This is a genomic window from Streptomyces sp. NPDC039609 (genome assembly GCF_055596705.1).
In genome coordinates, this window is sequence record NZ_JBVIUJ010000007.1 from 488,030 (window position 1) to 511,999 (window position 23,970).

General features: G+C 72.7%; 24 protein-coding genes and 1 pseudogene. 15 read left to right on the plus strand and 10 right to left on the minus strand.

Features of this window, described 5'->3' with window-relative positions; translation table 11 throughout:
- Positions 1 to 8 precede the first annotated feature (8 nt).
- From ACZ561_RS23405 to ACZ561_RS23440, 8 genes are all read left to right on the plus strand, one after another.
- Positions 9 to 674, plus strand: a complete 666-nt coding sequence (locus ACZ561_RS23405; RefSeq protein ID WP_470998245.1) for a YqcI/YcgG family protein — start codon at positions 9 to 11, stop codon at positions 672 to 674.
- Positions 675 to 1,400: a 4'-phosphopantetheinyl transferase family protein gene (locus tag ACZ561_RS23410; protein ID WP_470998248.1), complete on the plus strand. Its 726-nt coding sequence runs from the start codon at positions 675 to 677 to the stop codon at positions 1,398 to 1,400.
- The gene (rsgA, locus tag ACZ561_RS23415; RefSeq protein WP_470998253.1) at positions 1,397 to 2,521 is read left to right on the plus strand and encodes a ribosome small subunit-dependent GTPase A; all 1,125 of its coding nucleotides are present in this window, start codon (positions 1,397 to 1,399) and stop codon (positions 2,519 to 2,521) included. Before ACZ561_RS23410 ends, rsgA begins: the two co-directional genes overlap by 4 nt.
- Positions 2,522 to 2,731: 210 nt before the next feature.
- On the plus strand, positions 2,732 to 2,914 hold the full coding sequence (locus ACZ561_RS23420; RefSeq protein ID WP_376431155.1) for a hypothetical protein: 183 nt from the start codon (positions 2,732 to 2,734) through the stop codon (positions 2,912 to 2,914).
- 49 nt (positions 2,915 to 2,963) lie between these two features.
- A complete protein-coding gene (gntD, locus tag ACZ561_RS23425) occupies positions 2,964 to 3,986 on the plus strand; it encodes a guanitoxin biosynthesis L-enduracididine beta-hydroxylase GntD (RefSeq protein WP_470998257.1) in 1,023 nt (340 codons plus the stop codon).
- A 31-nt stretch (positions 3,987 to 4,017) separates the two neighbouring features.
- Positions 4,018 to 5,349, plus strand: a complete 1,332-nt coding sequence (locus tag ACZ561_RS23430) for a cation:proton antiporter domain-containing protein (RefSeq protein ID WP_470998259.1) — start codon at positions 4,018 to 4,020, stop codon at positions 5,347 to 5,349.
- Positions 5,346 to 5,546 carry a hypothetical protein gene (locus tag ACZ561_RS23435; RefSeq protein WP_470998263.1) on the plus strand — a complete coding sequence of 67 codons (201 nt, stop codon included), beginning with the start codon at positions 5,346 to 5,348 and terminating at the stop codon, positions 5,544 to 5,546. Before ACZ561_RS23430 ends, ACZ561_RS23435 begins: the two co-directional genes overlap by 4 nt.
- 69 nt (positions 5,547 to 5,615) lie before the next feature.
- Positions 5,616 to 6,956, plus strand: a complete 1,341-nt coding sequence (locus ACZ561_RS23440) for an MFS transporter (RefSeq protein WP_470998268.1) — start codon at positions 5,616 to 5,618, stop codon at positions 6,954 to 6,956.
- 18 nt (positions 6,957 to 6,974) lie between these two features.
- Here ACZ561_RS23440 and ACZ561_RS23445 read toward each other — a convergent pair whose 3' ends face one another.
- Positions 6,975 to 7,844 carry a sigma factor-like helix-turn-helix DNA-binding protein gene (locus ACZ561_RS23445; protein ID WP_470998271.1) on the minus strand — a complete coding sequence of 290 codons (870 nt, stop codon included), beginning with the start codon at positions 7,842 to 7,844 and terminating at the stop codon, positions 6,975 to 6,977.
- Between the two features lie 56 nt (positions 7,845 to 7,900).
- Positions 7,901 to 8,287 (minus strand): DUF6479 family protein, encoded by a 387-nt coding sequence (locus tag ACZ561_RS23450; RefSeq protein WP_376431143.1) that lies wholly within the window; start codon positions 8,285 to 8,287, stop codon positions 7,901 to 7,903.
- 121 nt (positions 8,288 to 8,408) lie between these two features.
- On the opposite strand from ACZ561_RS23450, the gene ACZ561_RS23455 reads away from it, so the two are divergent.
- Together ACZ561_RS23455 and ACZ561_RS23460 are read left to right on the plus strand one after the other, a co-directional pair.
- A complete protein-coding gene (locus tag ACZ561_RS23455; protein ID WP_470998278.1) occupies positions 8,409 to 8,918 on the plus strand; it encodes a SigE family RNA polymerase sigma factor in 510 nt (169 codons plus the stop codon).
- A gap of 60 nt (positions 8,919 to 8,978) precedes the next feature.
- Positions 8,979 to 10,286 carry a hypothetical protein gene (locus tag ACZ561_RS23460; RefSeq protein ID WP_470998284.1) on the plus strand — a complete coding sequence of 436 codons (1,308 nt, stop codon included), beginning with the start codon at positions 8,979 to 8,981 and terminating at the stop codon, positions 10,284 to 10,286.
- 142 nt (positions 10,287 to 10,428) lie between these two features.
- On the opposite strand, the gene ACZ561_RS23465 is transcribed toward ACZ561_RS23460, so the two are convergent.
- Together ACZ561_RS23465 and ACZ561_RS23470 are read right to left on the minus strand one after the other, a co-directional pair.
- Complete coding sequence (locus tag ACZ561_RS23465; RefSeq protein ID WP_470998288.1) at positions 10,429 to 12,123, minus strand: bifunctional 3'-5' exonuclease/DNA polymerase; 1,695 nt, start codon at positions 12,121 to 12,123, stop codon at positions 10,429 to 10,431.
- A 67-nt stretch (positions 12,124 to 12,190) separates the two neighbouring features.
- Positions 12,191 to 13,435 carry a helix-turn-helix transcriptional regulator gene (locus ACZ561_RS23470; RefSeq protein WP_470998290.1) on the minus strand — a complete coding sequence of 415 codons (1,245 nt, stop codon included), beginning with the start codon at positions 13,433 to 13,435 and terminating at the stop codon, positions 12,191 to 12,193.
- A gap of 150 nt (positions 13,436 to 13,585) precedes the next feature.
- Here ACZ561_RS23470 and ACZ561_RS23475 point away from each other — a divergent pair, with 150 nt between their 5' ends.
- Positions 13,586 to 14,503 (plus strand): NADP-dependent oxidoreductase, encoded by a 918-nt coding sequence (locus ACZ561_RS23475; protein ID WP_470998294.1) that lies wholly within the window; start codon positions 13,586 to 13,588, stop codon positions 14,501 to 14,503.
- 7 nt (positions 14,504 to 14,510) lie between these two features.
- Here the strand turns inward: ACZ561_RS23475 and ACZ561_RS23480 are convergent.
- The 3 genes and pseudogenes from ACZ561_RS23480 to ACZ561_RS23490 form a co-directional block, all read right to left on the minus strand.
- Positions 14,511 to 15,087 (minus strand): annotated as a pseudogene (locus tag ACZ561_RS23480) (Uma2 family endonuclease).
- 49 nt (positions 15,088 to 15,136) lie between these two features.
- Complete coding sequence (locus tag ACZ561_RS23485; RefSeq protein WP_470998297.1) at positions 15,137 to 16,039, minus strand: helix-turn-helix domain-containing protein; 903 nt, start codon at positions 16,037 to 16,039, stop codon at positions 15,137 to 15,139.
- Positions 16,040 to 16,299: 260 nt separating this feature from the next.
- Positions 16,300 to 16,716: an ATP-binding protein gene (locus ACZ561_RS23490; protein WP_470998299.1), complete on the minus strand. Its 417-nt coding sequence runs from the start codon at positions 16,714 to 16,716 to the stop codon at positions 16,300 to 16,302.
- Between the two features lie 158 nt (positions 16,717 to 16,874).
- On the opposite strand from ACZ561_RS23490, the gene ACZ561_RS23495 reads away from it, so the two are divergent.
- On the plus strand, positions 16,875 to 17,726 hold the full coding sequence (locus ACZ561_RS23495; RefSeq protein ID WP_470998302.1) for a helix-turn-helix domain-containing protein: 852 nt from the start codon (positions 16,875 to 16,877) through the stop codon (positions 17,724 to 17,726).
- Positions 17,723 to 17,920: a DUF397 domain-containing protein gene (locus ACZ561_RS23500; protein ID WP_383308658.1), complete on the plus strand. Its 198-nt coding sequence runs from the start codon at positions 17,723 to 17,725 to the stop codon at positions 17,918 to 17,920. Before ACZ561_RS23495 ends, ACZ561_RS23500 begins: the two co-directional genes overlap by 4 nt.
- A gap of 62 nt (positions 17,921 to 17,982) precedes the next feature.
- Here the strand turns inward: ACZ561_RS23500 and ACZ561_RS23505 are convergent, their stop codons facing one another.
- The 3 genes from ACZ561_RS23505 to ACZ561_RS23515 form a co-directional block, all read right to left on the minus strand.
- Entirely contained in the window at positions 17,983 to 20,070 is a 2,088-nt protein-coding gene (locus ACZ561_RS23505; protein WP_470998306.1) for an ABC transporter permease, read from the minus strand.
- Positions 20,064 to 20,849 (minus strand): ABC transporter ATP-binding protein, encoded by a 786-nt coding sequence (locus tag ACZ561_RS23510; protein ID WP_470998309.1) that lies wholly within the window; start codon positions 20,847 to 20,849, stop codon positions 20,064 to 20,066. Before ACZ561_RS23510 ends, ACZ561_RS23505 begins: the two co-directional genes overlap by 7 nt.
- 244 nt (positions 20,850 to 21,093) lie before the next feature.
- Positions 21,094 to 21,906, minus strand: coding sequence for an NAD(P)H-binding protein (locus tag ACZ561_RS23515; protein WP_470998587.1), 813 nt, complete (start codon positions 21,904 to 21,906; stop codon positions 21,094 to 21,096).
- 78 nt (positions 21,907 to 21,984) lie between these two features.
- Between ACZ561_RS23515 and ACZ561_RS23520 the strand changes: the two genes are divergently transcribed.
- Together ACZ561_RS23520 and ACZ561_RS23525 are read left to right on the plus strand one after the other, a co-directional pair.
- Positions 21,985 to 22,374, plus strand: a complete 390-nt coding sequence (locus tag ACZ561_RS23520; protein ID WP_376431114.1) for a winged helix-turn-helix transcriptional regulator — start codon at positions 21,985 to 21,987, stop codon at positions 22,372 to 22,374.
- A complete protein-coding gene (locus ACZ561_RS23525) occupies positions 22,353 to 23,498 on the plus strand; it encodes a DUF2786 domain-containing protein (RefSeq protein WP_470998314.1) in 1,146 nt (381 codons plus the stop codon). The genes ACZ561_RS23520 and ACZ561_RS23525 overlap by 22 nt, the downstream gene beginning before the upstream one ends.
- Positions 23,499 to 23,970: the final 472 nt, after the last annotated feature.

A 23,970-nucleotide genomic window follows, 5' to 3' on the forward strand; every position in this document is an offset into this window, starting at 1 on the left:
GGTAGATCATGAGCTTCGACGAGATCGTCCAGAAGACCCTCTGTCCTTTCGCCAAGCCCTCGAAGATGGGGCCGGCCCTCACCGTTACCACGGCCGACGTCGAGCGGGAGCTGAGAGAACACCGTGCCGCCATCGCCGAGTTCTTCCGTACGGCGCGAGACGCGGAGCTCGACGGCATGGTGATCACCTTCGACGACGAGACCCTCGGGGCGACCCTGGACTCCCTGACCCGGCTGACGAAGCGGTTCTTCGAGACGCTCTGCGCTCTCTGGCCGAGCGTCTACATCCAGGACACACCGGAGCCGGACGAGACCTGGTACGCCATGATCGAGGGCGAGCGGTTCTTCGTCGTCTCGTTCGCCCCCTGCTATCCGGAGCACTCGCCGCGCTACAACCACGGCAGCCGGCACACGTACTTCCTGCTCCAGCCTGCCTCCACCTTCGAACGGAACGCGGAGGCGATCGACAAGCGCAGGCAGCGCATCCACCGGGCGTTCACGGCCGTGGGCAAGCCGTACGACGCCCGGCTCGCCAATGTCGAGAACGACATGTTCAAGTCCGTCATGCCGATCTCGCCGATCGACCGGCACATCCCGTGGTGGGAGGCCGGGGTCCCGGCGGAGGCCGGGGCCGGGCTCGGCGCCGGGCCCGGAGAGACGAAGCGGGCGGGGTAGATGATCGAGGGACTCCTGCCCCGGCCGGTCGCGACCGCGGAGGCGTTCGGCGACCCGGCCGGGGAACCCGTCCCCTTCCCCGGGGAGGGGCATCTCCTCCCCGGCGCCGTGCCCGCGCGGCGCCGGGAGTTCACCACCGCGCGGGCCTGCGCGCGTCGGGCGCTCGGGCGGCTCGGCGTCCCGCCGGCGCCCCTCCCGTACGACTCCTCCCGCGCTCCCGTCTGGCCGGACGGGTTCGTCGGCAGCATCACGCACTGCACCGGCTACCGGGCCGCCGCCGTCGCGCGGGCGACGGACCTGGCGGCCCTCGGCATCGACGCCGAACCGCACGGTCCGCTCGACGGCACCGGCGTGCTGTCCATGGTGAGCAGTGCGGAGGAGCGGGCGCATCTGGCCGATCTGGCGGCGGTGCGACCGGACGTCCACTGGGACCGGGCTCTGTTCAGCGCCAAGGAGAGTGTCTTCAAGGCGTGGTTCCCGTTGACCGGGCGGTGGCTGGACTTCAAGGAGGCCACCGTCGCCTTCCGGCCGCGCACCGAAAGCTTCACCGCTCGCCTGCATGCCGAAGGACCGCTGGTCGACGGCGTACGGACGACCGCATTCGAAGGGAGATTTCTGGTCAGCGGCGGGCTGATGCTCACCGCGACGACGGTGCGCCGGGCGACCCTCGCGGGGCGGGATGCCGAGAATGACCCCGATCCGTCACGACCGAGAGGGCCCCGATGACGCGTGTGACGCTCCCGGCCTATGGATGGGACGCCGACTGGGCGGACGCGTTCGCGCCGTACGAGGGGACGGGTCTCCTGCCCGGCCGGGTCGTACGCGTGGACCGCGGACGCTGCGAACTCGTCGTCGCGGAGGGCGAGGTGGGGCAGGAGACGGGCGGCCAGGTGGCCGTCCGTACGGTACGGGCCGACACCGAGCCGGTCCTCGGCTCCGACCCGCGCGACACCCCCTGTACCGGCGACTGGGCCGCGGTCGACACCGCTCCCGCGAGCGGCCCCGTCGTCCGGGCGCTGCTGCCCCGCCGTACCCGCTTCACCCGTTCGACCTCCTCCGCCCGCTCCGAGGGCCAGGTCCTGGCGGCCAACATCGACCTGGCCGTGATCGCGGTCTCGCTGGCCGTCGAGCTGGACCTGGGCCGACTGGAGCGCTTCCTCTCGCTGGCCTGGTCCAGCGGCGCCCAGCCCGTCGTCGCCCTCACCAAGACGGACCTGGTCCCCGACATCACCCATCTCGTGAGCGACGTGGAGCAGGCGGGCCCGGGGGCCGCGGTGTTCCCCGTCAGCGCGGTCAGCGGCGCCGGCCTCGACGCCCTCGCCGCCGAACTCGCGGACCGTACCTCGGCGTTGCTCGGCCAATCGGGCGTGGGCAAGTCCACGCTCGTCAACGCCCTGCTCGGCGAGGAGGAGCAGGAGTCGGGTCCGGTCCGGGGCAGCGACGGCAAGGGACGGCACACCACCACGACCCGAGATCTGCTGCTCCTACCGCGCGGCGGACTGCTGATCGACACCCCCGGGCTGCGCGGGGTGGGCCTGTGGGAAGCAAACGAGGGGCTCTCCCAGGTGTTCGCCGAGATCGAGGAGCTGGCCGCGCACTGCCGCTTCCACGACTGCGAGCACCATGCCGAGCCGGACTGCGCGGTGCTCGCGGCGGTCGAGGACGGCACGCTCTCGCACCGCCGATTCGAGAGCTATCGCAAACTCCTGCGCGAGAGCGCCTGGATCGCCTCACGCACCGACGCACGGCTGCGCGCGGAACTGAGCCGGGAGTGGAAACGCCGGGAGGCGGCCGGTCGGGAGATGTACGAACGCAAGCGTGGCGGGAAACACCGCAAGGCGTTCTGACGGTGGTCCGAGCACCATCCCCGAGGCGGATCTGGCCACTTGCAGCCACTGCACCATGGTGCCATCCGAACTTCTTGTAGCGCCCGTTCGGCCCCTGGCAGATTACTCAACGGCGGCCGCCGACCGACAGCCACACAATGGCCGGCTCACCGGCTCGCCTGCGGAATTGAGCAATTCACTCAGGTCACTTCGATGGAATCGGACGGGAAAATGCGAAGCAAGGCATTCGTCTACCTGATCTCGTGCGCCGCGGCCGTGACGACGACGGTCCTGGGGGCCACCACCGCGCAGGCGGCGCAGACCCACGAGGTCGCGTCCGCCCCGGCGGCCGGCACGACCGCCGCCACCCCCGGCCCGAACGGCGACGGCGGCGACAGCTGGGGCTGGGACTGAAGGCCGGATCCCCGGCCCCGACACCCACACGCCAGAGAGGGCGAATTCCGTGACCACTGACCAGGGTGTACTCCACTACGACCTGTCCGCCGGCGAAGTCGCCCAGCTGGACGCGTTGATCGCCGAACTTGGCGGGGCGGGCTGCGACCCGGGCGACCCGCACTTCCACGACGAGGCCTGGGCGCTCGCCGCGCGACTCCCCGTGGGCGTGCGGAAGTTCCTCGCGGAGTTCCGGCGCGACGACCCGGCCGCGGCGTTCAAGATCAGGGGATTCGCGGTCGACGACAGCGCCGTGGGGCCCACTCCGCGGAACTGGGCGGAAGCCGCCGCGTCGCTGCGCACCCGGCGTGAAGAACTCTTCCTTTCCTTGATCGGCAAGTGTCTCGGGGAAGTCTTCAGCTGGCCGACTCTGCAGTCCGGAAGAATGATCCAGAATGTGCTGCCGATCGCCGGCGAGGAGAACGAGCAGAGCGGTCACGGCAGCGACGTGCTGCTCGAATGGCACACCGAGGACGGGTTCCACCCCTATCGCTGCGACTATCTGGCCCTGTTCGGAATCCGAAACCATGACCGAGTTCCGACGACCGTCGCCTCCATACGGGATGTGACGCTGAGCGCGGAAACGCGCAGGGTCCTCGGGGAACCGCGGTTCTACATTCTTCCCGACGACGAGCACCTGCGGCAGCTCGCCGCCCAGCAGCCGAACCACCCGGGTCTGTTGCGGATGCGGGCGATGCGCGAGACCCCGGAGCCGGTGGCGGTCCTGTTCGGCGCTCCCGACTCGCCGTACCTGAGGATCGACCCCTTCTTCATGCGCTGCCCGGAGGGCGACGCGGCGGCCGAGCAGGCGCTCAAGGAGCTCGTACGGGAGCTGGAGGCGGCGACCCGCGACGTGGTCGTCGAGGCGGGCACGCTGCTCGTCGTCGACAACTACCTGGCCGTGCACGGCCGCAAGGCGTTCACCGCCCGCTACGACGGCACCGACCGGTGGCTGCAGAAGGCGATCATCACCCGCGACCTGCGCAAGTCCCGCGACACCCGGGAGACGGCCGCCGGCCGGGTCCTGATCTAGTACCCGTCGAGTCGAGAGGAAGAGAGGTGTGATGGCAGCGTCCGGAGGACTGCCGGTGGACGCGATCGTCCTGGCCGACGTCGCGATCGTGCTGGTCGTGGGCGCCGTGATGGTCCGGCTGGGCCGGCGGCTGCACCAGCCGCCGGTGGTCGCGGAGATCGCGGCCGGACTGATGCTCGGCCCCAGCCTGCTGGGGCTGCTGCCCGGCGATCTGCCCGCCCTGCTGTTTCCGCCCGAGGCCCGGCCGGGCCTCTCGGCCCTCGCGCAGCTGGGCCTCGCGCTCTTCATGTTCCTGGCCGGCTGGGAGCTGGACCTGGGCGTGCTGCGCGGCCGGATCAGGTCGGTGGGCTCGACGGCCGTCCTCGCCATGGCCGTTCCGTTCGTGGTGGGTGCCGGGGCGGCGGCGCTGCTGTACCGCTCGACGGCGCCCGACGGGGTCGGCTCGGACATGTTCGTGCTCTACATGGCGACCGCGTTCTCCATCACCGCGTTCCCGGTCCTGGCCCGCATCATCCGGGACCGGCGGCTCGGCCACACCCGTGTCGGTACGACGGCGATGGCCTGTGCGGCGGCGGGCGACGTGGTCGCCTGGTGCGTCCTGGTCCTGGTGGTGGCGCTCGCCGGGGCCAGTGGCACGGCTGGTGCGAGTGGCACGGCCGACGGCATGGGCGGCCTGCTCACCGTCATCGCCCTGACCATCGCCTACGCGGCGGCCATGGCCCTCGTCGTACGGCCCCTGCTGCACCGGGCGCTGCGCCGCGCGGCCGGAGGCCGGCAGGAGACCGGCGTACGGCTCGTCCTGATCGTGGCCGGTGTGCTGCTCTCCTCGTACGCCACCACCTGGATCGGCATCCACGCCATCTTCGGCGCCTTCGCCTTCGGCCTTGTCATGCCTCGCGAGGACGCCCCGCGGCTGCACCAGCAGATCGGTGCGCCGCTGGAGAAGGCGGCCGGTCTGCTGCTCCCGGTCTTCTTCGTCATCACCGGTCTCTCCGTCGACATCGGCGGACTCGGCTGGTCCGGACTGCTCGCCCTGCTGCTGATCCTGGTGACCGCGGTGGTCGGGAAGTTCGCCGGCGCCGCGATCCCGGCGCGGCTCTCCGGGATGAGCTGGCGTGACGCGGGCGCGTTCGGGACGCTGATGAACACCCGGGGCCTCACGGAGATCGTGATCCTCGGGATCGGCCGGGACCTGGGCCTGATCGGGCCGGAGTTGTTCACCAGCATGGTGCTCATGGCCTTGGTGACCACGGCGATGGCGGGTCCGCTGCTGCGCCTCCTGGGAGTCGGGGACGCCTCGCCCCTGTCGATGCCGGAGCAGCAGGTGGGGGATCGCAAGCAGCCGATCGGGGCCAAGAGGTGAGCGCCGTACGGCACTTCGGGTACGAGCTCCGCACCGACGGCACGGTCGTCCTCACACGCGGGTGCCGGACCGTCGGGGTCGTGTGCGGCGACGCGGAGGTCGCGCGGGTCCTCGACGACGTGGCGGCGGCGGGTGGCGGTCGGCAGGAGGCGCCGGCCCGTTGGGCGGCCGGAGCGGGCGATCGAACGTCGGTGTAGCCCCGCTAAAGCATCGCTGAAGAACTACTCGCTTGTGCCGACGCGTCGGGGTGGGGGAGGTTCGCTGACATGCGATCCGACTCACCCTGGCGCGTGCCCGACTTCCGTACGTTGTTCTCGGCGGCCGTCCTCAGCCACCTCGGCACGAACGTCGGTTACGTCGCCGTCCCGCTGATTGCCGTCGAGGCCCTGGACGCGAGCCCCGGCGAGGTCGGGGCCCTCGCCACGCTCGCCACCCTGGCCTTTCTGCTCATCGGCCTCCCCGCCGGAGCCTGGGTGGACCGGCTGCCCCAGCGACGCGTCCTCATCGCGGCGGACACGGCCCGGGGACTGCTCTTCGCCTCGGTGCCCCTCGCCTGGTGGTACGACGCCCTGACCCTCGCCCAGCTCTACGCCGTCGTCCTGCTCAGCGGCTGCGCGATGGTCTTCTACGACATCGCGGGGCAGAGCATCCTGCCCCGCTTCGTCGGCCGGGACGGTCTCGTCCAGGCCAACGCGGCCATGGTCAGCCTGATGGCCGTCACCAACGTCACCGGGCGCGGTGCGGGCGGCGGCCTCGTCCAACTGCTCACGGCGCCGGTGGCGGTGGCGGGGGCGGCGGTGAGCCATCTGGGCTCGGCGGTACGGCTGCTGTGGCTGAAGGAGGCAGCGGGGGACCGGCTGAGCGTGCCGCCGAAGGAGGGGCCGGCGGTCCCCGCCGCGGCGGCGGCCGCCCGGGCGCGGGAGCCGCTGCGCGCCCAGATCGCGGCGGGTGTACGGCACGTCCTCGGGAACAGGGAGCTACGGGCACTCGCCCTGAGCGCGGCGCTCACCAACCTCGGCTCGCAGATCCTCAACACGATGATGCCGGTGCTCTTCGTCCGCGAACTCGGGCTCTCCGCCGGTGTCCTCGGCGTCTACTGGGCGGCCGGTGGCCTCGGCCTCCTGCTCGGCTCCCGCTGCGCGCGGGCGGTGGCGGCCCGCCTCGGCTTCGGCCGCACCCTGGGGCTCGCGGGTCTCGTTCTGGCCCCGGCCGGACTCCTGGTCCCGCTCATCGGCCACGGCCCCTGGCTGTGGCTCGCGGGCGCGGGGTGGCTGCTGGCGATGTTCAAGACGGGCATCGACAACGTCCTGGGCGTGAGCCTGCGCCAGCGGATGACCCCGGACGCGATGCTCGGCCGCATGAACGCGACCTTCCGTTTCCTGCTCACGGGAGCGCTCGCGATCGGCGCCGCAACGGCGGGCCTCCTCGGCGAACTGGTGGGCATCCACCCCACGATGTGGGTGGGCGGCGCACTGCTGGCGACCGCCTTCCTGCCGGTGTTCCTGTCCCCGGTGAGAACCCGACGCGACCTTCCCGGGCAGGTGGGGTACGTGACCGGGCCGCAGCGGCCGACGGGGGTGAAGGGCGCCGGGTCCACGTCGTCGTAAGGCGGCACCCCGGGGGGCTCACTCGGGCAGGAACTCCACGTTCAGCCGGTCGAGGTGGCGCGAGTCCATCAGGATGTCGACGGCCGTGACATGGGCGTCGAGGACCGTGAAGGTGAGCACCGACCTCGGGGTGCCGGCCGGGGCCCACACCAGGCCCGCCGCGCCGTCCACCAGCGCGACCCTCGCCGACCGGGCCCGGTCGGCGAGGCCCTCCGCCACCGCCTGGGCCCCGTGCGCGGTGGCCGCCCCGTTCCGTATCGCCTCCGCGTCCGCCCGCAGCACCGCATTGGGGTCGAGGAGCGCGAGCAGCGCGTCGATCCTGCCGCCGCGTGACGCGGCGAGGACGGAGGAGACGACCTCGCGCTGGTGTGCCAGGTCCGGTTCCGGCATCTCCTCCGTGCCCTGCACCCGCCGCCTCGCCCGGGCGGCCAGCTGCCGGGCGGCGGCCGGGGTGCGCTCCACGATCGGCGCGATCTCCTCGAAGGACACCTCGAACATGTCGTGGAGCACGAACGCCACCCGCTCGGCGGGTGTGAGCGCGTTCAGGACCCCGAGCAGCGCCCGCTCCTCGGGGTCGGTGCCCTGCCCGGGCCCGCTCGCGCCCCACGGGTCCCAGGGGTCCTCGCGCCGCGATTCGCGGGAGCGCAGCATGCGCAGACAGACCCGGGCGACCGCTGCGGTCAGCCGGGCGCCCGGATCGGCGATGTCCTCGTCGCTGTGCTCGGGGCCGGTGCGGCTCAGCCGCAGCTCAGCCTCCCTCACGGCGTCGTCCGCCTTGCCGTGCGAGCCGAGGAGCCGGTGTGCGACCGCCCGCAGCCGGGGCCTGTGCTCCTCGAAGCGGTCCGCCAGGGACGCGTGACCTTCATGATTCAGCGTGTGATCGACCACCTGTCGCAACCTCCGTGAGGCATGGCGTCACTGTTCCGGCCCCGAACGACCGGGGCTCAGTCGCCGTGCCCCGGTCCGCCGCTGCCGAAGCCGCCGCTGGAGATCCCGCCCCACTTCCGCTTCTCCTCACTGGGCGGGTCGGGCGAGGTCTCGCCGCCGTCCTTGAGCTCGTACGGCATGAGCCGGTGCTCGCCGTCGGTCTGGGGCATCTCGTGGGGCCTGCGGTACTCGGACGTCTCGCCGGGAAGGCCGCCTTCCGGCCGGTGCGGATGCTCCTCGGGCTTGGGCGTCGGGGACTCCTTGTCCCTGACCCTCATTCCCAGCCAGAACGCACCCATCAGTACGGCGACCAGGATCAGGCCACCGAGAACCTGGGCCATCCCCGACTGCCAGACTCCGGCTGCCGTGGTGACTTCCGCGGAATCCAAGAGAAAAGCGTTCATGCTTCAGGGATACCCCCTTTCAGCCGGGATGGGACATTTCGGGCGGCCCGAACTCGTGTGAAACATTTCCGCGCGCCCACCGCGTCAATGAGGTGAAGGACGACGGCAACGGGGGAGGGGCATGAGACAGGCCCGCGCGGACGAGTTCCTGGAGTTCGCCTCCGCACGGACGGGGCACCTGTTCCGGTCGGCATGCCTGCTGACCAGCGGCGACACCCATCTCGCCGAGGACCTGGTGCAGGAGACGCTGGGCCGGATGTACGCGGTGTGGGGCCGCGTCCAGCGGATCGGCAACCCCGCCGCGTACGCGCACACCGTCCTCGTCCGCACCTTTCTCAGTCACCAGAGGCGACGCTCCGCGACCGAACGCCCTCTTGGTGAGCTGCCCGACCGGGCCCCGGAGACCGGGGACGACCCGGCGCTGCGGATCGCCCTGCTCGACGCGCTGGCCGCGCTGGCGCCCAAGGACCGGGCGGTGGTGGTGCTGCGGTACTGGGAGGACCGCAGTGTCGAGGAGACCGCCGACGCACTGCAGGTGAGCTCCGCCGCGGTACGCACGCGCTCGGTGCGGGCACTCGGCCGGCTCAGGGAACGGCTCGGCGGCAGCATCACCGAGTTCGCACACCGCTGACCAGGCACTTCAGAACTTCTGGACCTTCTTTCACCCATGGATCGGAGACGGTGATTCGGCATGCCCCTGAACGAGGGACACGAACGCTTCGAGGAGGAACTCGGCGCGGCCCTGCGTCGCACCGGTGACGGCTTCGCCACGGACGACGGTCGCGAGCTGGTGGCCGGCGGGCTGGCCCGCGGTCGGAGCCGCGTGGTGCGCCGCCGCCTGGGCGCGGTCACCGGCAGCGTGCTGGCGCTCGCGGTGGTGGCCGTCGGCGGCGCGTACGGCGGTGACCTGCTGGGCTTGGGCGGCGGGGGAGCCGAGGGCTCCTCCTCCGCCGCGCCGAATCCGCAGCAGGGTGGGGGCGGCCCGGACAAGAGCGCCCGGGACAAGGCCGCACCGGCCGACAGACGCGGAGCGACGGCGCCGATCGTGGCCAAGGACCTGGTCGCCGCGCTCAAGGCGAACACCCCGGCCGGTGACTGGACCATCACCCACCACGACACGGGACGGAGCGTCACGGGCGTCTACGACGACGGCAAGGGCAAGGCGGAGGTCTCCGTCGCCCTCGACCGGGCGCCGGCCGACGAGAACACCGCCGCGGAGCAGGTGACGTGCCCGCCCAAGACCTACGTCCGGTACGACACCTGCACCACCGAGAGGCTGTCGAACGGCGACCGGCTGATGGTCTTCCAGGGCTACGAGTACGCGGACAAGACCGTCGAGACCAAGAACTGGCGGGCGGTCCTGCTGACCGAGGACGGATTCCTGGTCGACGCGAGCGAGTACAACGCGCCCGCCGCGCAGGGCCGGGCGACCAGCCGTACGAATCCGCCCTTCGCACCCTCCGTGTTGAAGACACTGGTCACGGCCGACGACTGGCGGCCACTGCTCACGAAGCTGCCGGCGCGGAAGGACGACAAGCCCGGGCCGGGCACCGACACCGCACCGCCGGAGCCGAACGGCGCAGAAGTGTCGGCCACGCTGCGCGCGCTGCTGCCCAAGGGCCTGATGGTGACCTCCAAGGGCGGTGACGGCCAGTACGCCTACGTGGTCGTCGACGACGGCAAGGGCAAGAGCCTCATCGAGGTCAACGTCCAGTACGACATGGGCGACCAGTCCTGCACGCTGTACTGCAGCGGCTCCACCACGCTGCCCGACGGGGGATTCCTGAAGCTGACCCAGCAGCAGGGTGAGAAGGGCGGCGCGGGCGTGGTCTGGTGGAAGGCCGACACCATGGACAGGGACGGCTTCCGGGTCGTGGTCTCCGCGTTCAACGCGGGCGCGCAGGACGCCAAGGCGACACGCGCCGAGCCCGCACTGACGATGGCCCAGCTCAAGGCGATCGTCCTCGACGCCAGGTGGGCGAAGATCCAAGCGAAGTAGGGGCGCCGATTCCGGCGGCGGCGGCCGGACCCCGGCGGGGGCCCGGCCGACGCCGCCTTCGCGCGCGGCCCGCCCGGCCGCTGCTTCGCGTCCCTGGCGGGCCCGGCCGCCGCATCGCGTCCCTGGCCCGTCGGGTCGGCCGCTACTTCGCGTCCGCGTACCGCTCCACCGTCGCCGTCGTGAACGGAAAGCGCACCGGGGTCCGGCCGAACGCGATCCGGCCCGCCTCGTCCCCCGCCGCGCGGATCGCCTCCGTGACCGCCTCCGCCTCCTCCGCCGGACAGTGCACGATCACCTCGTCGTGCTGGAAGAAGACCAGCTCGGCCCGCATCCCCGCGGTGGCGCGCCGCAGCGCGGCCAGCATCAGCAGCGCCCAGTCCGCGGCGCTCCCCTGCACCACGAAGTTACGGGTGAACCGCCCGCGGGCCCGCGCGTTGCTGGAGGCGTACCCGGGCGTGAACCCGTCCTCCGCCACGACAGCCTCGCCGCCCTCCTGCGGGATCCCCGCCTCCTCGTCCTCTCCCGCGCCGACCGCGCGCGGACTGGTCCGGCCGAGCCAGGTCCGTACGAGCCGGCCCTCCTCGCCGGCCTTTGCCGCGTCGTCCACATAGGCCACCGCCCGGGGGAAGCGACGGCGCAACGCAGCCAGGTTCTTCAGCCCGTCACCGCTGGTCTGGCCGTAGATCGCGCCGAGCAGCGCCAGCTTGGCGTGGTCGCGGTCACCGGAGAACGCGCGGTCCGACAGCCGGGTGTACAGGTCGTCCGGGTGCCCGGCGACCTCCATCAGGCCCGGGTCGCGGGAGATCGCGGCCAGCACCCGGGGCTCCATCTGGTCGGCGTCGGCGACCACCAGCCGCCAGCCCTCGTCGGCGACGACGGCCCGCCGGATGACCTTGGGGATCTGCAGCGCGCCTCCGCCGTTGGTGGTCCAGCGGCCGCTGACCGTGCCCCCGGGCAGGTACTCGGGGCGGAAGCGGCCGTCGCGCACCCAGTCCTGGAGCCAGGACCAGCCGTGGGCCGTCCAGATCCGGTACAGCTTCTTGTAGGCGACGAGCGGCGCCACCGCCGGATGGTCGAGCTCTTCCAGCTCCCAACGGCGGGTGGACCGCACCCGGATGCCGGCCTGGGCGAAGGCCTTGACGACGTCGGCGGGCAGGTCGGGGCGGACGCGTCGGCCGAAGGCGGCCGAGACCTCGTCGGCGAGCTCGGCGAGCCGGCGCGGCTCGCCTCCTCCGGCGTACCGCTCGCCCAGCAGCTCGTGCAGCACCTCCCGGTGGACATCCGCCCGCCACGGGAGCCCGGACCTGTGCATCTCCGCTGCGACGAGCATCCCCGCCGACTCGGCGGCCGTGAGCAGCCGCATCCGCCCCGGGTGCTCGGCCAGGTCGTGGCGGCGGTGCTGCTCCGCGTAGACGGTGAGGAGGTCCTCGAAACGGACGGCCGTGGCGCTGGGTCTGGCCTCGAAGAGGGAGTCCTGAGAGCCGGGCTCGGCGGCCCGCTGCGGCGGATCGGGCGGCACGGGCGCGTTCCGCAGCCGAGCGAGGGCGGCCGCCGCGGACCGGGGCTCCCCGAGGCGCCCCTCGTGGCCGAGGAGGAGCTGCTCGGCGACCTCGATGTCGTAGCACCGCTCGACGCGGACGCCGGCGGCGAGGAGCCGTGGATACACCGCGGTCGTCGACCGCCACACCCAGCGCGCGACGCCGGGCCGGGAGCGGACGGCCTCGACGAGGTCCGGCTCGCGGACGACCGGCCCGGCGGGCAGCCCGTCGGGACCGAGCGGGACGAGCAGCGCTCCGTCCCCCTCCGCCTCACCCGCCAGCGCCCACCTCTCGCTCATGGGTGCGAGTCTGGCACCCACCACTGACAGGGCCCCGCTACGCCGCGTCCCGTCGCGCCGCGTCCCGTCACGCCGCCCTGTGGAACAGCGCCGCCGCCTCCCCGCGCGACCCCACCCCCAGCTTCGTCAGGATCTTGGCGACGTGGAACTTCACCGTCGACTCGCTGATGTGGAGCTCCTGGGCGATCTGCCGGTTGCGGTGACCGAGAGCGAGGTGGGTGAGAACCTCCAGTTCGCGTTCGCCGAGGTCGGTGAGCGGGTTCGCGGCACCGTGCGGAGCGTCCGAGGTGGCGAGCGGGATCACGGCCGTCATGGTCGTGCCCCAGCCCTGGACCGCTTCCATGTCCAGATGTCCGCCCAGCACCTCCAGCCGGTCGGTGACGCTTCCTGCCCCCACCTCGCAGCGTTCGAGCGCGCCCGACCCGTCGTCCCGCACGGTCGCCCGCAGCTCGTGCTCGGTGAGCTGCCAGCCGACGTGGACCCGGCGCACGGAGTCCTGCTCCAGAACCACCAGGAGCAGCGCCCGCACGATGGCCCGCGCGCTGTGCGCCACGTCCGCCGCGAGGGAGCGGCCGGAGTCCGGCGGGCCGAGTTCGAGCCGCACCGGGGTGTGCCGGAGCATCGGCCGCAGTTCGTCGGCGAGCCGGGCGAAGGCATCCGAGGCAGGTTCCTCGGCGATCGCCCGGTCGCGTTTGGTCGCGGCACGCATCTCGATCAGCGCGGAGGCCGCGAGGTCGGTGGCGGTCGCCCGGGCCGTCGAGTCGTCCAGCGCCCGGCTGCGCAGCACCCCGAGCACCCCGGAGACGGCGGCCGCGTGGGCCGTCGACAGCTCCGCGACGACCCGTGCCCGGGTGTCGGCCGCCGCGCGCGAACGCGCCAGCGCCCCCGGCATCGCCTCCACCGCGAACCGGTCGAAGTGGCTGGTCACCAGGTCCCAGAGCGCTTGCGCCACGGCGAGCCCGTCCTCGTCGACGCGCGCGGAGCCGTCCTCCCGGACGAGGACGAGGACGGAACGGCGTGCTGTCGCGTCGCTGGTGACGGCGACGACCTCGCGCTCCCTGCCGCCGATCGTGGCCCGTCCCTGCCACGGGCTTCCGGGAGTGCCGGAAGTCAGCATCGTGGTGAGTTCGGCCGCGACGAGCAGTTCGGTCTCGCCGACGGTCTTGAACGGCGAGTGGGCGCAGTGGGTGGAGAGTTCGGCGGCTCCCCGGTGCGGGATCAGGGGCGCGAGGGCGGCCGAGAGGCGGGGCAGGATCTCCCCGAGCGGCTGCCGGATGATCTCGTACGCGGTGGTCAGCGTCGTCGCGTCCATGAGCCTCAGCGTAGTCAGGGGGTCGGGCGCGGTGGCTGTCCTTTCGGCCAGGTGGGACTGGCCGTTGGGAGGGCGGAGCGGAGGAGGTGGTGATCGCAGGCTTGTCCCATCGAAGCAGCGAGCGTTCAACGAGGGTCCACGGAGGCCGAGATGGAAGCGATCACGTACGAGGAGTTCGGCGGCCCTGAGGTTCTGCGTCAGGAGGCAGGGGTGACCGTGCCCGAGCCCGGCGCCGGCGCGGTGCGGGTGAAGGTGGCGGCGGTCGGCGTCAACCCGGTGGACCACAAGCGCCGTTACGGCTGGGTCGAGGCGTTCTACCCGACCACCTTCCCGGCCGTGCCCGGCCTGGAGTTCGCCGGGACGGTGGACGCGCTGGGCCCTGACGTCACGGGTGTCGCGGTCGGCGACGAGGTGTTCGGCTGGACGACGACCGGCGCCTACGCCGAGTACGCCCTGGCCGAGGTCTTCGCCCCCAAGCCGACCGGACTGGCCTGGGAGCAGGCCGCGAGCATCCCGGTGGCCGGCGAGACCGCGCAGCGGGTCCTGGAGCTGCTCGGGGTGAAGGAGGGCGAGACGCTCCTGCTGCACGGCGCGGCGGGTGCGGTCGGCGCGCTGGCCGTCCAGCTGGCGGTGGCGGCCGGTGTGACGGTGGTCGGTACCGCCTCGGCACGTAACCACGACTTCCTGCGCGGCCTCGGCGCGATCCCGGTGACGTACGGGGAGGGTCTGGCGGATCGCGTACGGGCTGCCGCGCCCCAGGGCGTCGACGCGGTCTTCGACGCGGCGGGTCACGACACGCTGCCGGTCTCGATCGAGCTGACGGGCGGCGCCAAGGACCGCATCGTCACGATCGCGGCCGTGGACGCGGAGGAGCACGGCATCGTCTTCAGCGGTGTCACGGTCGATCCGCCCCTCGCCCGCACCTGGCTGACCACCCACGCCCGCCTGGCGGCGGAGGGCCGGCTGCGCCTCGACATCGCCGAGACCTTCCCCCTGAAGGAGGCGGCGAGGGCCCAGGAGCTGAGCGAGTCGGGTCACGTGCGGGGCAAGTTGGTGCTGCTGCCGTAGGGGTTCGCTAGGAGTATCGGGGTAGGTCCTCGGTCGAGATCGTCCAGTCGGCGATGGTGACGTCCTCGCCGTAGACGAAGTCCTTGCGGGTGGCGTAACGCGGCTCGCGGCGGGCCGTCGGGCGTGGCGTGGATGTCGGAGAACACGGCGCCCGTACCGGTACGGGGATCGAAGATCGCGTACACGGGGATGCCGATCAGCGGGTAGTCCCGCAGTTTGCCGATCCAGTCGTTGTCGGGGTTGGAACGGGAGACGACCTCGATGGCGGCGAGAAGGGTCCGGGGGTCGAACGAACCGTCGCCTTCCATGTCCACCATGGAGATCACCATGATGTCGGGATGGCGCATCACGCCTTGGGGCTCGTCCTCGACGTCGGGTTCTCCCGTATGGGCCACCAGTTCTTCCGGCATCCCCTTCTCAAGGCGCCGGCGCAGCTGGACCACGGTCAGCTCGTGAGGGCGGCTCGGAGCCGTCATGTCGTGAACGATTCCTTCTTTGGTGATCTCGAACTTGCCGGGGACGGTGTCGTCGAGGCGGTCCCTGGCGTTGCGCAAGGTCGCGTAGAGCGGGGAAGCGGTCGTCATGGCGCTGGCTCCTCGTCCGTGCCCTGGGGCCCGAGTCATCAGCTTCATGCTAAGCGGCCTCTCTTCGTTCGGGGCCGCAGTCGCGGCAGCGGCCGGGTTCGGGGGATCGGAAGGCCCGGTCGCAGTCCTCGCAGGTCTGGAGGGGGTCGGGGGCCGGTGGTCTGGCGGGCAGCGGCGGTGGCATCAGGGCCGTGAGCCGGTGGGCGAGGAGCCCGGCCGGATGTCTCAGCGCGTCGGGAAGGCACGCCGAGAGGGTGCGGCGGACGGCATCGGGGTGGGCGCCGCGCTCGAACCAGGCGGTCACGCCCGGGGCGAGGCGCTGGACGTCCCGCTCGGCGAGGAGGAGCCGTGGCTCGTGGAGGTGCAGCCCGGCGAGGAGCTCGGCGGCGGGCCGGTGCGCCTGGGGGAGCGGTGGCGGTGGGTGCGGCGAGGGATTCGGAGCCGCTGCCGGGGCCGGGGCCGCAGTCGGGGTGGGCGGCGGAGTCGGGGCCGGGGGCGGAGGCGACGGGGGTGTCTCCGGTCCGGGCTCTGCGGGCACTGGCGTCGTGGGAGGCATGGGCGGTGGCGTGGGTGGCGTGGGCGGCGTCGGCGGCGTCTCCGGCGGGGGCTCGGGTTCAGCCCCCGGTCGGTTGTACGAGACCGTGCGCGGAACCAGCCGCCCGTTGGGCAGGCGCTCGTTGTGGCGCTTCAGGTATCCGTGGGCCTCCAGCTCGCGCATCGCGGCGGCGACACGCAGCTCACCCTCCGGGAAACGGTCGGCGACGGCCTTGATACCGACGGACGCCCCGGCGGGAAGCGACTGGATGTGGACGGCGAGCCCGATCGCAAGCAGCGAGAGCTCGCGGTGCTGGGCGAGGTGGTTGCCGACGACCGTGTAGCCGGTCGTGTGGCGGACGTTGACGTGAATGAGTCCGGATGCGCGCGAGGGCGCGCTAGGCTGCTGATAAGCCATCGGGAAGCGTCTACTTCCTCGTTGGTCAGGCCCTCGATCGGGATCGCTAGTCCCGTCGAGGGCCGACGTCTGTCTGGGTCATGTGGCGTGAGCATATGCCAGGCAACCATCCCCAAATCCAGCCCAGTTGGTGCAGATCACCCGTGTGAGTGATCGGCGGTCAGCGGGGAGGCTGGAGGGGTGGGGAGGGTACTTTCCCTCCGGTTTCTTTAAAGCTTTTCCGTCGTGGCCCACCGCGTCGCGGAACCCCGCTGCGCGGCTCACGGGAGCCCGATCACCGCCCAGACCGTCTTGCGCGGCACGGGCCCCGACGACACCCCCCACTGGTCCGCGAACGCCTCGACGAGCAGCAGCCCCCGCCCCGACTCGGCCCCGCCCGAACGCCCCAGGACCGGGACGCGGTCGCCCCGGGTGTCGGTCACCTCGATACGGAGCGTGGTCACCGACGCCGAGAGCGCCAGGTGGAAGTCCCGCCCGGGGACGCGACCGTGGGTCACCGCGTTGGCGGCGAGTTCGGCGACGACGTGGGCGGCGGGATCAGAGACCGATTCCAGCTCCCAGGTGCGCAGTTGCTCCACCGTCAGCAGCCTGGCGAGGCGAGCGCCCCGGCGCGTGGCGGAGAGCTGGATTCCGAACTGGCGTACAGACGCCAACGCTTGCGCGGATTCGTGGTTCATGTCACCCAGCGTGGTGGGCCGTGCGTACGCTGCCCAGCGAAGGCACCCTTACGTACGGTGATTGTCCCGAGACTGTCCGGTGCTGTCCCGGCTGTCCCGCGCGCCCGTCGGGTAAGGCGGCGCTGAGCACAGGTACGGCATCACGGAGGTGGGCGGGCGTGAGCGTGGTCGAGACGGACGAGCCAGGCTGGGAAGTCGATCCCGACGACGAGTCGGGCGCGGCGGTGGTCGCGGCGGTGGGGCGGCAGATCAGGAAGTGGCGGGAGGCGAAGGGGCTGCGGGCCGCCGAACTCGGCGAACGGGTCGGCTACGGCGAGGACCTGATCCGGAAGGTGGAGCGCGGCACCCGCATTCCCCGGCCGGAGTTCCTGGACAAGGTGGACGAGGCGGTGGGGGCGGGCGGGCTTGTCTCGGCCATGAAGGCGGACGTGGTGGAGGTCCGGTACCCAAAGAAGGTGCGCGACCTGGCACGGATGGAGGCGCGGGCCGTCGAGATGGGGGTGTACGAGTGCAACAGCATCAATGGGCTGTTGCAGACGCCGGCCCACGCCCAGGTCGCATTCGAGTCGCGCCAACCTCCCTACTCGCAGGACGAGGTGGAGCGCATGGTCGCCGCCCGTGTGGCCCGCCAGTCGATCTTCGATCGGCTGCCCGCGCCAGCCTTGAGTTTCGTCTTGGAAGAGGGTCCGCTCCGGCGGCCCCTCGGAGGCACAATGGTGTGGCAACAGCAGCTCGAACGTCTGCTGGAGGTGGGTCGGTTGCGCAACGTCACGCTTCAGGTGATGCCTACGCGATGTGTCGTCCACCCTGGGCTGGACGGGAGGATCGAGGTGCTCAAGTTCGAGGACGGTACGGCGGTCGCGCGTTCCGACGGCGCCTTCAACGGTCGGCCGATCTCCGACCCCAAGCAGCTACGCATCCTTGAGCTGCGGTATGGCACCATCCGGGCTCAGGCGCTCCCTCCCGGGGAGTCGCTGGCCTTCATCGAGCAACTGCTGGGAGAAACATGATCCGCAAGCCTGAGCTGGAGTGGTTCAAAAGCAGCTACAGCAGTGGCAACGAAGGCGACTCCTGCGTAGAGGTCGCCACCACCCCCGGCGCCGTCCACGTCCGTGACTCCAAGGACATCGACATCCCCCACCTGGACCTCACGCCCTCCGCCTGGACCGCCTTCGTCTCGTACGCGGTCGTCGCCCAGGGCTGACAGGGCGGGGCGGTGGCCCGGCTCCGACCCCGGCCACCGCCCCGTCCACCCACCTTCGCCGGTCAGCGCGTGCCGCGCCACGCGGGGAGCGCCGAGGCGGTCACGGCGACCGCCGCGCACACCCCCGCCGCCGCGCCCACGGCGCCCCACGGCACCGACAGGGAGACCGGCGCCGACAGGGCCGCGAGGCCCGCGCCCAGGGCGCCCAGGTTGACCGCCGTCACCGCCAGTCCGAGGGCCGCCCCGATCGCCACCGCCAGGGCGGCCTCGCCCGTCACGACCCGGAGGATCTGCGCCCGTGTGGCGCCGGCCAGCCGGAGCGCGGCCAGCTCCGCGCCGCGTACCGACGTCGCCATCAGGAGGGTGTTGGCGAGGGCGATCACGGTGTAGACGAGCGCGATGCCGAGCACCAGGAGCAGCCCGAGCCGGGTCTGCGGGCTGGTCGCGGGGTGCGTGGCGGCGGCCCACTCATCGACCGTTCGCACCATCCCGCCCGCCGCCGCGAGCGCCTCGGGACCCACGCCGGACGCCTCGATCCGGTCCACGGCCGAGCCCGGTGCGTTCGCCCGTGTCACGTACGGGCCGTTGTCCCCCGTCCCGAGTGCCAGGACCGCCACGACCCGCAGCTTCACCGGGCCGCTGCCGTCCGCGAGCCACACGTCGACGACCTCGCCGACGGACCGCCGCTCCCACTCCTCGTTGACGACGATCGACCGGTCGTCGAGGTCCCGCACGTCCCCGGCTTTCACCGGCAGCCGCGCCAGATCCGCGAAGGCGGCCGGGTCGGAGACGGCCCGGGCCCCGTACTTCACGAGCGCCGCGTCCCCGTCCCGTACGAAGACGGATGTCGTCGCGGTCGCCGAGGCGCCGGGGACCGGCCGCAGGTCCTCGCCGGTGGCCACGTACCGAGCGGCCGTCTGCTCCCGCGCCTCCGCGGCCTTCGTGCTCGTCACCGTCGTCGCCGAGCCCAGGAGCGAGCCGGCCAGCGCCACCGTGACGAGGACCGGCGCGGCCACGGCGGCGGTACGCCGCACGGCCGCCGCGCTGTTCTCCCGTACGAGCATCCCCGTCGCCCCCGGCAGCCGCAGGGCGCGCGCCACCGGACGGACGAGCAGCGGGGCGAGCAGGGCGACGCCGGTGATCAGGAGCATCGGCAGGGTCGTGTACGTCTTGCGCTTGAGCAGCGACGACGGGTCGGTGAACCCGGTCCACACCAGCAGCCCGGCGCCCGTCAGGAGCAGCCCCGTGCCGAGCAGCGCCCGGCCGAGGGGCAGGACGTCGGTGTCGACGTCCGCCTCGCGCAGCGCGGCCGTCGGGCCGACCTTCCCAGCCCGGCGGGAGGCGGCGACCGCACCGGCGAGGGCGACGGTCACCCCCGTCCAGAAGGCGGCGTGCAGCGGCCAGGTGGCGCTGCCGATCGCGAACCAGTCGGGGGCGAGTGCGCCGTCGACGAGCACCCGCGCCAGCCAGGGCGCGCCCCACGCGCCGAGCGCGCAGCCGGCGGCCGAGGCGACGATGCCGACGCCGGCGGCCTCGGCGAGCAGCATCCGCCGGACCTGGCCGGGGGTGGCCCCGGCGGTGCGCAGAAGGCCGAACTCCCGCCGCCGCAGGGCGACCGCGAAGGCGAAGGTGGAGGCGACGACGAAGACCGAGACGAAGGTGGTGACGCCACCGGCCGTGCCGAGAAGGGAGTTGAGGGCGACGAGCGCCTCGGCGTCCCGCTCGGGCTCGGGGTCGGCGAGCCGCCGCTCGTTCCCGGTGAGGACCTGACCGCGGTCGCCGACGAGGGTACGGATCTCGGCGGCGGGGCCATGGACGCCGACGGCGTCGGGGCCGCCGGCGGTGGTGACGGTCCAGCGGGCCTTCAGCTCGGCAAGCAGTTCGATATCCACAGGCTGTGGACGGTCGAGCCTGCGCGATACGGAGACGGTGTCCGGCCCCCGCCGAACGTCGACGGTAACCGCGTCCTTCCCCTTCACCACCACGGGCGCGTCCGCGAACCGCCGCGGTTCCCGCTCCGGGGCGTCGAAGGTCGAGGCGAGGCCGAGACCCATGGTGGTGAGGAGCCCGACACCGAGGGCGAGAGCGACGAAGCTGCCGAGGAAGGCGGCCCAGCGGGCGCGAAGCCCGGAGAGGACGACGGTCAGCACGGGACGGCCTCCGCCCCGGACGCGCTCGCCGTCTCCGTCACGGTCTCCAGGCCGGCCATGCGGGCCGCGACCCGCTCGACCGTGGGCCCGTACAGCTCCCCCTCGACCCGCCCGTCGACCAGGAACACCACCCGGTCCGCCCGAGCCGCCGCCACCGGGTCGTGCGTCACCATGACGATCGTCTGGCCGTCCCGGTCCACCAACTCCCGCAGCATCGTCAGCACCTCACGACTGGTGGTGGAGTCGAGGGCTCCGGTCGGCTCGTCCCCGAAGAGCACCGCCGGCCGGGTGATCAACGCCCGGGCGATCGCGACCCGTTGCTGCTGCCCGCCGGACAGCTCCCCGGGACGGTGCGACTCCCGCCCGCCGAGCCCGACCCGTTCCAGCGCCGCGCGCACCTCGCCCCGGGACACCCGTCGCCCCGCGAGTCGCAGCGGCAGTGCCACGTTCTGCGCGGCGGTGAGCGAGGGCAGCAGGTTGAAGGACTGGAAGACGAAGCCGATCCGGTCCCGCCGCAGCAGCGTGAGCCGACGCTCGCTCAGCCCTTCGAGGGAGATCCCGCCCACCTGGACGCTCCCGCTCGTGGGCCGGTCCAGACCGGCCGCGCACTGGAGCAGTGTGGACTTGCCGGAGCCCGAGGGGCCCATGACGGCGGTGAAGGTCCCGGTACGGAAGTCGAGGTCGACACCGTCCAGGGCACGGACGTCGCGGTGGTGACGGTGGAGGGCGACGAGCCGAACGGCGGTGTCGGAGTGCGTCGTTGAGGTCGTTGAGGTCATGGCTCCAGCGAACCGTTTTCCCGTTCGGGGATCACGACCACTGGAGGGCGTCCACGAGGTAGGCCTGGCCCTACCCCCCGGGGGGCGGAACGCCCCACCCCCGGCGGAACGTCCCCTCGCCCACCCCCGGCGAACGCCCCCTCGCCCCCCGGCGGAACGTCCCCTCGCCCACCCCCGGCGAACGCCCCCTCGCCCCCCGGCGGAACGTCCCCTCGCCCACCCCCCGGCGGAACGCCCCCTCGCCCTACCCCTTGCGTACGGCCGCCACGAACACCTCGAGCGCGTCCAGCGGCTCGCGCCCCAGCAGCTGCCGCAGGCTGCTCTCCACCCCCGTGCCGTCCATGAAGCCGTGTGCGATGGCCGAGTAGGTGCCCGTCAGCATCGGGACCTGGAACGGTGCGGCGCCGGAGGCGGCGATGGCAGCCCGCGCCTCGGCGAGCGTGCCAGGGGCGTACTCGGCGCCCAGCGCCCGCGCCAGGTCGGCCCCGCCCAGCGGGCGCTCGCCGACGAGCTCGTACGTGCGGCCGGCGTGCGCGGCCGGGGAGGTGGCGACGGTGACCGCGATCTCGGCGAGGTCCTCGCGGGCCACGGCGGCGAGCCGGCCCTCGCCGAGGGGGCCGGTGATGCGGTTGTCGGCGTCCGGGGTGGCGATCCAGGTGAGGAACTCGGCGTAGAGCCCGTTGCGCAGGACCGTCCAGTTCACGCCGGACCGCCGCAGCCGCCGCTCGGTCCAGCGGTGGGCGAGGGAGTACGTGAGGTGGTCGCCGTCGCCGGAGAGGCTGGTGTAGACGATGTGGCCGACCCCGGCCCGCTCGGCGGCGGATATGACGGCCTCGTGGCGGGCGACGACCGTGTCGTCCTCGCCGTAACCGGCCGAGATCAGCAGTAGGGTCTCGACCCCGGCGAAGGCCTCCGGCAGGGTGCCGGGCTCGTCGAAGTCGACGAGGCGGGTGCCGGGCAGCCCGGCGCGTGTGCCGAGGACGACGTCGTCGCGGCCGGCGAGGCGCTCCGCGACGAGCGAGCCGAGACCGCCGGAGACACCGGTGACGAGCAGCATGATTCCCCCGATTTCGTGATCGTGTTCGGTGAGACTCATTCTTGGACGAGCGCGCGGATCTCGGAAGGAGGCACATTGATGTCAGTGGGGCACACGGAGGTAACCACCGACCCCGTCGTGAGCTGCGCGGAGGAGTGCGGAGTACGGGATGTGCAGGACCGGCTCGGCGACAAGTGGACCGTCCATGTCGTCGTCGAACTGGCGGCGGGACCGAAGCGGTTCAAGGAGCTGCAGCGGCTGGTCACCGGCATCTCGCAGCGGATGCTCACGCTGACGCTGCGCCGTCTGGAGCGGGACGGGCTGGTGACGCGGACGGTGTATCCGACGACACCGCCGCAGGTGGAGTACGCGCTGACCGAGACGGGCCACAGCATGACGCACCTGATCAAGCAGCTGATCGACTGGTCGCTCGACCACCGTGCGGTGATCGGTCGGGCGCGCGAGGAATGGGACGCGAAGCAGTCGTGAGCACGACGAGCACGGTCGAGCAGGCCTTCGAGGCCCTCTATACGGACGACGAGACGGCCCTGGACACGGCGGCGTCCGTGCTCGCGGCGGACCGGGCGGCGGACGCGGAACTGGCGTGCCGGGGCGAGGAGTTCGTACGGCGGGCGTGGGAGCGGGGCTGGCAGCCGGCGGATCTCGTACGGCTGGTGCGGCGGGACCTGGCCGAGGAGCACGTGCGGCTTGCGGGCGCACTGATCACCTCCGAGACGGGCCGCTACGAGCGGCTGCCGCGCCGCTGGGCCTCGCAACTGGCCGACCTCGACACCACCCCCGTCCGGGCGGACCGCTTCTCCTCGGCGACGACGACCCTGGAGCTGTACCGCCTCCTCGTCCGGCTGCCGTCCCTGGAGCCGGTGGGCCCGGTGCCCGGCGACGTGCTGCCGGCAGCCGTGGCGGGGGAGCCGCGGATGCTGACGCGCGTCCGTGCCCTGCTCGCGAAGGCGGAGGCGACGGGCTACCCGGAGGAGGCGGAGGCGCTGACGGCCAAGGCGCAGGAGCTGATGGCCCGCCACAGCCTGGACGAGGCGGCGCTGGAGTCCCGCACGCCCTCGGGCGATGTGCCGGGCGCCGTCCGGATCGGGGTGGAGCCGCCGTACGAGCAGGCCAAGGCGATCCTGCTGGATGCGGTGGCGGAGGCGAACCACTGCCGGGCCGTGTGGAACGAGGCGTACGGCTTCTCGACGGTCGTCGGCTTCGAGGCGGACCTGGATCCGGTGGAGCTGCTGTACACCTCGCTCCTGGTTCAGGGCACCGCGGCGATGACGAGGGCGGAGGCGGAGCAGCGGGCGGGCGGCCGGAAGCGTACGAAGTCCTTCCGGCAGTCCTTCCTGCTCGCGTACGCGAACCGCCTCGGCACGCGCCTGGCGTCCACCTCCCGCCGCGTGGCCTCCGAGACCCCGACGCTCCTGCCGGTACTGGCCTCCCGTGAGGTCGCGGTCACGTCCCGCGCGGACGAGATGTTCCCCGAGACACGGACGACCCGCGTCCGCGCGATGTGGGACGAGGCGGGCTGGACCCACGGCACGAGCGCCGCGGACGCGGCGGGGTTGGGGCGCGGGCACCAGGAGATCCGCGACGCGCGCTGACGAGATCCGGCCCGCACGGTTTGACCCCGGCCGGTCCGACGTGGCCTCGCCGACCGCGGGCGGGTCCGAGGTGTCTTGCCGACGTCGGGCGGGTCGGCCGTGGCCGGGTCGATTTCGGGCGGGTCCGAGGTGGTCTTGCCGACGTCGGGCGGGTCGGCCGTGGCCGGGTCGATTTCGGGCGGGTCCGAGGTGGTCTTGCGGACCTCGGGCGGGTCGGCCGTGGCCGGGTCGACTTCGGGCCGGTCGGCCTGGGGCCGGCCCCTCCGGCCCGGTCGGCCGCGCGCCCATCGGACACGTGCCCATCGGACGCGGGCCGGTCCGCTGCGGGCCTCGGCCCGGTCGACCGCCCCTGGCCGTTCCGGCCGAGTGGCTTCGCCCGCCCCTGGCCGTTCCGGCCGAGTGGCTTCGCCCGCCCCTGGCCGTTCCGGCCGAGTGGCTTCGCCCGCCCCTGGCCGTTCCGGCCGAGTGGCTT